This is a genomic window from Clostridium sp. MSJ-8 (genome assembly GCF_018918325.1).
Lineage (GTDB): Bacteria > Bacillota > Clostridia > Clostridiales > Clostridiaceae > Clostridium.
The window spans coordinates 1-7,009 of record NZ_JAHLQH010000052.1; the positions used below are offsets into that span (position 1 = coordinate 1).

At 29.9% G+C, this 7,009-nt stretch carries 9 protein-coding genes and 1 pseudogene; all 10 read right to left on the bottom strand.

Annotated features, from left to right (window positions below; translation table 11 throughout):
- Positions 1 to 187: 187 nt before the first annotated feature.
- Entirely contained in the window at positions 188 to 571 is a 384-nt protein-coding gene (locus tag KQI77_RS12215) for a hypothetical protein (RefSeq protein ID WP_216390719.1), read from the bottom strand.
- A gap of 15 nt (positions 572 to 586) precedes the next feature.
- Positions 587 to 1,561 carry a pre-toxin TG domain-containing protein gene (locus tag KQI77_RS12220; protein WP_216390720.1) on the bottom strand — a complete coding sequence of 325 codons (975 nt, stop codon included), beginning with the start codon at positions 1,559 to 1,561 and terminating at the stop codon, positions 587 to 589.
- Between the two features lie 281 nt (positions 1,562 to 1,842).
- Positions 1,843 to 2,073: a hypothetical protein gene (locus tag KQI77_RS12225; RefSeq protein ID WP_216390721.1), complete on the bottom strand. Its 231-nt coding sequence runs from the start codon at positions 2,071 to 2,073 to the stop codon at positions 1,843 to 1,845.
- On the bottom strand, positions 2,073 to 2,399 hold the full coding sequence (locus KQI77_RS13110) for a TNT domain-containing protein (RefSeq protein WP_216390722.1): 327 nt from the start codon (positions 2,397 to 2,399) through the stop codon (positions 2,073 to 2,075). The genes KQI77_RS12225 and KQI77_RS13110 overlap by 1 nt, the downstream gene beginning before the upstream one ends.
- A 537-nt stretch (positions 2,400 to 2,936) precedes the next feature.
- Positions 2,937 to 3,113 (bottom strand): annotated as a pseudogene (locus KQI77_RS13310) (pre-toxin TG domain-containing protein); the annotation flags it as partial.
- Between the two features lie 333 nt (positions 3,114 to 3,446).
- Positions 3,447 to 3,614 carry a hypothetical protein gene (locus KQI77_RS12240; RefSeq protein WP_216390723.1) on the bottom strand — a complete coding sequence of 56 codons (168 nt, stop codon included), beginning with the start codon at positions 3,612 to 3,614 and terminating at the stop codon, positions 3,447 to 3,449.
- 60 nt (positions 3,615 to 3,674) lie between these two features.
- Positions 3,675 to 4,055: a hypothetical protein gene (locus tag KQI77_RS12245; protein ID WP_216390724.1), complete on the bottom strand. Its 381-nt coding sequence runs from the start codon at positions 4,053 to 4,055 to the stop codon at positions 3,675 to 3,677.
- A 1-nt stretch (position 4,056) separates the two neighbouring features.
- Positions 4,057 to 4,974: a hypothetical protein gene (locus KQI77_RS12250; protein ID WP_216390725.1), complete on the bottom strand. Its 918-nt coding sequence runs from the start codon at positions 4,972 to 4,974 to the stop codon at positions 4,057 to 4,059.
- A gap of 106 nt (positions 4,975 to 5,080) precedes the next feature.
- Positions 5,081 to 6,715, bottom strand: a complete 1,635-nt coding sequence (locus KQI77_RS12255; RefSeq protein WP_216390726.1) for an IS66 family transposase — start codon at positions 6,713 to 6,715, stop codon at positions 5,081 to 5,083.
- Between the two features lie 90 nt (positions 6,716 to 6,805).
- A partial coding sequence (gene tnpB, locus KQI77_RS12260) for a transposase (RefSeq protein WP_253289455.1) occupies positions 6,806 to 7,009 on the bottom strand: 204 nt, incomplete at its 5' end.

Consider the following 7,009-nt stretch of genomic DNA (forward strand, 5'->3'; position numbering starts at 1 on the left):
CTGTCAAATCTTATGTTTGATAATCCTATTTGATTTATCTTTTCACATATTTGATTTATATAGTTTTCTGCTGGTCTTAAACATCCTATTATATCATTTATTGCATTTACTGCTCTTTGGGATTTATCCCCTATTTCTATATCATCTAAGAAAAATCCACTCACCCTAATTTCCTCTAACTTTTTATTTATAATATCTTATTTTTTTCTTCATATATATCATTTATTTCTGTTAAATATACCCATTTATTATATACACCTTTATCTGCCATTTTAAACCCCAATTCCTCACATATCTTGTAATCTCCAATAATTGCATTTAATAAAACTTTATCATCATGCTTTTTTAGCACTTGACATTTATACCCTCTATAATTTGCATATGTTTTTATAGAATATATACCAGACAATTCACTTATTTTTACTGTTTTGATATATATCATTCCCTTATATAATTTAAATCCATTTCTCATATCATTACTATCATTTGAACATAAATCTACCCAATCATCATCCTTTTTTCCTATTCTATATTCTAAATCATTGTATACACCATATATATCATTTCTCATTATTTATACTCTCCTTTAATTAACACTAATAAATCGTTTTAAATTCATATCATATACAGCCCTTAAAATTTCTTTACCTTCTTTAGTTACCTCATATAATTCTGCTCCATCATAAATATTTAAATATCCATTACATTTATATTCAGGAATAATATTACCATTCATTGCTTTAGTAAAACCATTTCCTGTGAATGGGGATGCTTCCTTTACTCTCCCTCCAAAATCAACTCCATATGGAATTTCAATCATTTCTACTTCTAATGTTTTAAAACGAATTACTCCTAAATAACTATCTGACTCGACTTTATATATTGTGCCTGGATAATCTAATCGCAAACTATCATATATTTCACCATATGTACTTAAGTGCAAAACATCTTCTAATCTTGTAACATATCCTCCAACTTGAGTATATGTTCCATCTAAATATTTCTCTATATCACTTGCTGGAATAACTTTTTGCATCATTGTATTCGTATCAGGCATTGGAACACTCTCTCGTATCATTTTTAACATAGCTTTTTCTTCATTTGACAAAGTTGATATATCTCTTAATCGAAGATCATTAAATTCATCTAAAGTCAATCCTTGTTTTTTTAATATATTATCTATATTCTTAATAAATGAAGATAATCTTACACTTTCAACAACCTCTCTACCTTCTACCTCTCCTATCTCTTCTACAGTTTCTCTTACTACATCTTCTGCTACCTCTGATGCTATATTCTTCTCTAGTCCTCTTACTTCATCCTTTATTACTGCTTCTGTAACTTCTTCACCTATATTAGTTATTGCACTCTTACCTGCTCTTCTTAAAAAACTATTAATTCCACCTTTAAATACACCTTTTAACCACTTAGCTATTGCTCCTATTGGTATTAATGATACTCCTGCTATTACTCTTTCTAGGAAGCTTAGCTTCTCATGAGTTATAAGATTCTCTCCACTTATTACTTCTATCAGGATTTTTCCAAATACTACAAATAGCACACAAATTTATAAAACTGATTTTTACAAAAACACTTACAGTTTATAATAAAACTTTAACAGAAAAACGCACCCTTTCACAATATTTTGTTACTAAGAGTGCGTTGTATCAATTTGTTAAATTGGCAATGTCCTTTTGTATACCCTACTAGGCAAAATTTTGCTAGCATCTATTATTTAACATAATGAGTTCTTATTTGCTTCTAGGCAACCATGCTGGTTAATTAATAGACGTGCAAGAGTTGTAGGTTGTTGGGAGTCCAAAAGTATAACCCTAATTAAAACTATTTAGTTGCATATCTTTTTATTTTACGTAAAAAATATTCACAAGCTTCAGTTTCTGTTTCAAATATTTTCAAACCACTCTTATTTCCTCGTTCACTATAATAAACCTGCCATTTATCCTCTTTTACAATACATAGTTTTTCATTAGGTAGTCCTCCCGTCATTATAGAATACAAATCACCCGATATTCCCAGTTGTAATAATTCACGTTCTAATTCTATTATTGTCATTACTTAATCCTCCTTAATATGCCTGCATCTAGTAATTCATCTACTGTATCAGGTAATAAATATTGTATGCCACCACCTGGCTCATCAAACCATGGAGCTATTTTACCTGCCTTCACATTAATTGGTTCAACAACTTCAAATACACTATATGGCTTCAAATCAGTTCCTGGTGCTAATGCTCTCATCTCATATGGAATCCCTTCTGGTGAAGTAAATGAACCAAAATCACTTCCATATCTGTCTATTCTAGTTCCAGGTTGTAAAACTTCATCTATAGGTGTAGTCGCAAAGCCATCGTTTTTTGGCCAATTTATATATCCTGTCACTTGATCAAAGTAAAGTTCATTCTGATAAACATTTTTATATTTAATATATAAATCATCCTTTGGTGCGTATTCCCAAGAAGATACTCTTAATTTATCGAAATTACTTAAAGTATCTCTTGATGTCCATTCAACATTTTCAGCACCAAATATTTCTTTATATGCTTCAAAATGTTCTTCTCCTGAAATGCAATACTTATTTACAGAATTACTACCACTCTCATTTACCTCTTTTATTACCCGCTCAACATTATCAGCTCCATATTTACCTATAAAATACTCATTCCATTCTTCACCGCTTCTAGGTATTTCGTTGGCAAAATTAGTTTTTATTCTGCTTTCAACAATCTCTCTACCTTCTATCTCCCCTATCTCTTCTACAGTTTCTCTTACTACATCTTCTGCTACCTCTGATGCTATATTATTCTCTAGTCCTCTTACTTCATCCTTTATTGCTGCTTCTGTAACTTCTTCCCCTATTTCACTTATTACACTCTTACCTGCTCTTCTTAAAAGACTATTAATTCCACCTTTAAATACACCTTTTAAACACTTAGCTATTGCTCCTATTGGTATTAATGATACTCCTGCTATTACTCTTTCTAGGAAGCTTAGCTTCTCATGAGTTATAAGATTCTCTCCACTTATTACTTCAATTAGAGCTTTTTCAAATTCTACAATTGGTGCACAGTCTAATAATTCCCATAATAATTTAATCCTAGCTCATTACTATTAATAACCTTTTCTAATTTTATGTCTGGGATACTACTTTTTAAGACTGATCTTTATAGAAAACACTTACAACTATATAATAATACTTTAACAGAAAAACGCACCCTTTCACAATATTTTATAACTAAGAGTGCGTTATATCAATATGTTAAATTGGCAATGTCCTTTTGTATACCCTACTAGGCAAAATTTCGCTAGCGTCTATTAATTAACATCATGAATTCTTAATTGCTTCTAATCAGCCATTATGATTAATTAATAGATGTGCATAGAGTATAGGTTATTGAATATCCTAAAACATAAATATACTAAATGCTATTATGTAGAAACATAACAGGTTTTATTCAAAAATAATTTGCACCATGTTTTCATAGTTTCCATATATACCACAAACTTTTTACCTACAAACGTTTCTTCTTCAACTTTTATAACATAAGCATTTTTCAAATCAACCTTAACATAATTCATGCTACCTGTAATTTTCATTTTCTCATCTCTCAAAAATAACTTGTTCTTTGCTTTTGAGTATCCCATCTCTAATTAAAATTATTTTATTGTATTCTTTTCCTCCAAAATTTGAACATCGCTTGAAGACACCCATCCTTCATATCCATACTTATCTACTCTGTTGAGTTTCAATTTTTCCCCTATCTTACAATCGCTAGTTCCAATCAAATACTTCTCCTCTTTTTCCCTTATTATTGAAACTTTTTCCCCTTCAACAATACCATAAACTGTTATAGAATATATCTTATCTAGTTGAGTTAATTCTACCTTTTTGCTATATACTCCATTTCCATAAACATCTACAAACGAATCATCAATATAATCCTTATTCTTTGTGATTATCAAGTTATTGCCATCCATATCTTTATTCAGTGTATATTCATTTCCACCATATAAAGCATATTTCCCACTCTTTTTCATATTATTTACTCCTTTCAAAATACTCTCCATTAAAGATGGCAACAATCTTATCCTTGCCATCAACCACTATGTGTAATTCTGCTCCAACAACCGGCTTTACACTACCATCTACAACAAACTCTGGAACTATCTCTCCATTTCTCGCACCGGTAAATCCATTTAATGTACAAGGGTAACTATCTGTATTTGTTCCTCCAAATTCCTTTCCATATGGAATTCCTATACGTTCTATATCATCCGTTTTGAACTTGATATACCCATATGCATTTCCATCTTCCGGGTATGGTCTGATACCATTATTCGTTGTATAATCTAACCTTGAAGCTTCCACAACGTTATCATATCCAGAAATATGTGAAACATCATCATATCTCGCTATATATCCTCTTATAGAATTGTATCCATCCTCACCAATATATTTTTCTATGTCATCTACCGGAATTGTCTTTTGAATCATTGTACTATCTTCAATTGTTGGTACTGCATTTCTAATATTTTTCATTTTCTCAATTTGTTCTGTCGATAATTCCTTCACATTTGTAAGTCTAAGTATATTAAATTCCTCTAATGTCATACCTTCATTTGCTAATGCAGATTGTAAATTGATTCTTGCAAATGCTGAACCACTTACACTCTCAACAATCTCTCTACCTTCTACCTCTCCTATCTCTTCTACAGTTTCTCTTACTACATCTTCTGCTACCTCTGATACTATATTATTCTCTAGTCCTCTTACTTCATCCTTTATTACTGCTTCTGTAACTTCTTCTCCTATGTCAGTTATTGCACTCTTTCCTGCTCTTCTTAAAAAACTATTAATTCCACCTTTAAATATACCTTTTAACCACTTAGCTATTGCTCCTATCGGTATTAAAGATACTCCTGCTATTATTCTTTGTAGGAAGCTAATTAAATACATTTAATATGTAAGCGTCAAAAATTTCACGTATTTTAACTATAAATATATGATGATAAAATAAACTCAGATAGTAAAAATACTTACTGTCTGAGTTACAATTTAATATTTATTTTGAAGATTTAAGTTTCAATTCCTCTGGAATTGTATCGGACCAAGGCATCAATTCTAATAATAAATCTTTTTCTATAATTTCGATATTTGATAAATGATCAAATAAATAAATTAAGTACCTTTCTATTTTTAGATTATTAGCTTTAGCTGTCTCTATTATACTATATATCGTTGCACTTGCCCTTGCTCCTTTAGCAGTATTAGCAAATAACCAATTCTTTCGGCCAATTACAAATGGCTTTATTGAACGTTCAGCTGCATTATTATCAATTTCTAAAGAACCATCTTCTAAGATATTCTTCATTGTAGGAATTGTTTTTTGAGCATATTCTAATGCTTTTCCGAGAGGACTTCTTGGAAGTGCATCTTTAATTTCTATATTTATATATTTTTCAAAATCTTCTAAAATCGGTGCTAATTTCTCAAGTCTTATTTCATAACGTTTTTGATAATAAGCATCATCTTTACTATATTGTTCTCTTAAGTCTTTTTCTAATTGATAAATTTGCTCGCAATAATTAAACCCTATAATTGCTCTTGAGTTTTTTAGGGCTTCATCACTTAAATTATCTACAATTTCATGGAATTTTCTCCGTATATGTGCTAAACAATATACTCGTTTAACATTTTCAACTTTATTATATCCTTGATACCCATCGGTTTGCAGGAATCCACTAAAGCCTTTCAGAAATTCCCTAGGACAAGAACTAGATCTTGTTTTTTGATAATCATAAAGGATTATCGGATTTCGGCTTGAACCTGTTTTATATAGCCACATATATTTTTTTGCTTTAGATTCATTACCATTATGTTCAATAACTTTTACCGTTGTTTCATCGGCTTGAACATAATTAGACTTAAGTAATTCATCCTTCATTAGATTATATATATCCGTAAGTTCTGCAGCTACTCCAATAACCCAATTAGACAAGGTTTGTCTAGATAAAGTAGCTCCTAACATATTAAAGTAATTTTCTTGCCTATATAATGGAACTGAATAAAGAAATTTTAATGAAATAACATGACTTAACAGATTGTTAGAAGCCATTCCTTTATTAATTAGATTTTTAGGAGCTTTTGTAGTAGTAATATTAGAATTTATATTATCCGCTTCGCATTTTCGGCAAGCGTAGCTGTATGTTATATGTTCTTCAACATATAATCTCGCTGGAACAAATTTTAATACTTGTTTAGTAGAATTAACTCCTATTATTTCTAATGGAGAACCACATTCTTTACATATAGCTTCTTCTTCAGAAAGTTTGTGTTCTATAATAACCTTTTCTAATCCTTCTAAATTATCTTTCTTTCCTGTATTATTAGAAGGTTTCTTTCTTGTATAGCACACTTCTTCAATAACAGGTTCTTTTATATTTGAATTACTCTCTTTTTCTGCTTCATTAAAAAGAGATAGTTGATTAGAATCTACTTTTTCACTTGAAGAAGAGAAGATTTGTTTGTTTCTATTAGCCAGTTGTGCTTTCAAATATGCTAACTCATTTTTTAAATTATTAATTTCATCATTTTTAGATTTTAATTCTTCATCTTTTTTATCAAGCTTTTTTTCCATTTCAGCTATTAAAGATTTTGTTTTTTCATCTAATTGATTTTCTAAAATTTCTTCCTTCATTTCTTACCTCAAAGCCTTCATTTTACTATCTTTAGTATACCATGAAAACCCTTTGTTTTCAAAGGGTTTCGGACATTTTGCAATATATTATTAATAGTAATTTTTTTTAGTAACAGGCTTGAATTTTGACGTATTTCTAATTTCATAACCTTTTAATAACCATTTTAGTTCATCTTTATTTACCTTAAGTGCTTCTTCTGGATTCTGAGGCCATTTAAAGTGACTATGTTCTAATCTATAATAGTAAAGCCAGAACCCTTCATCAAAGTGCAATATCTTTAACTTATTCATTTG

Coding starts and splice junctions, on each gene's coding strand:
- KQI77_RS12215 (WP_216390719.1), bottom strand. CDS start 571: ATGAGAAATGATATATATGGTGTATACAATGATTTAGAATATAGAATA.
- KQI77_RS12225 (WP_216390721.1), bottom strand. CDS start 2,073: ATGACAATAATAGAATTAGAACGTGAATTATTACAACTGGGAATATCG.
- KQI77_RS12250 (WP_216390725.1), bottom strand. CDS start 4,974: ATGTATTTAATTAGCTTCCTACAAAGAATAATAGCAGGAGTATCTTTA.
- KQI77_RS12245 (WP_216390724.1), bottom strand. CDS start 4,055: ATGAAAAAGAGTGGGAAATATGCTTTATATGGTGGAAATGAATATACA.
- KQI77_RS12255 (WP_216390726.1), bottom strand. CDS start 6,715: ATGAAGGAAGAAATTTTAGAAAATCAATTAGATGAAAAAACAAAATCT.
- KQI77_RS12240 (WP_216390723.1), bottom strand. CDS start 3,614: ATGAAAATTACAGGTAGCATGAATTATGTTAAGGTTGATTTGAAAAAT.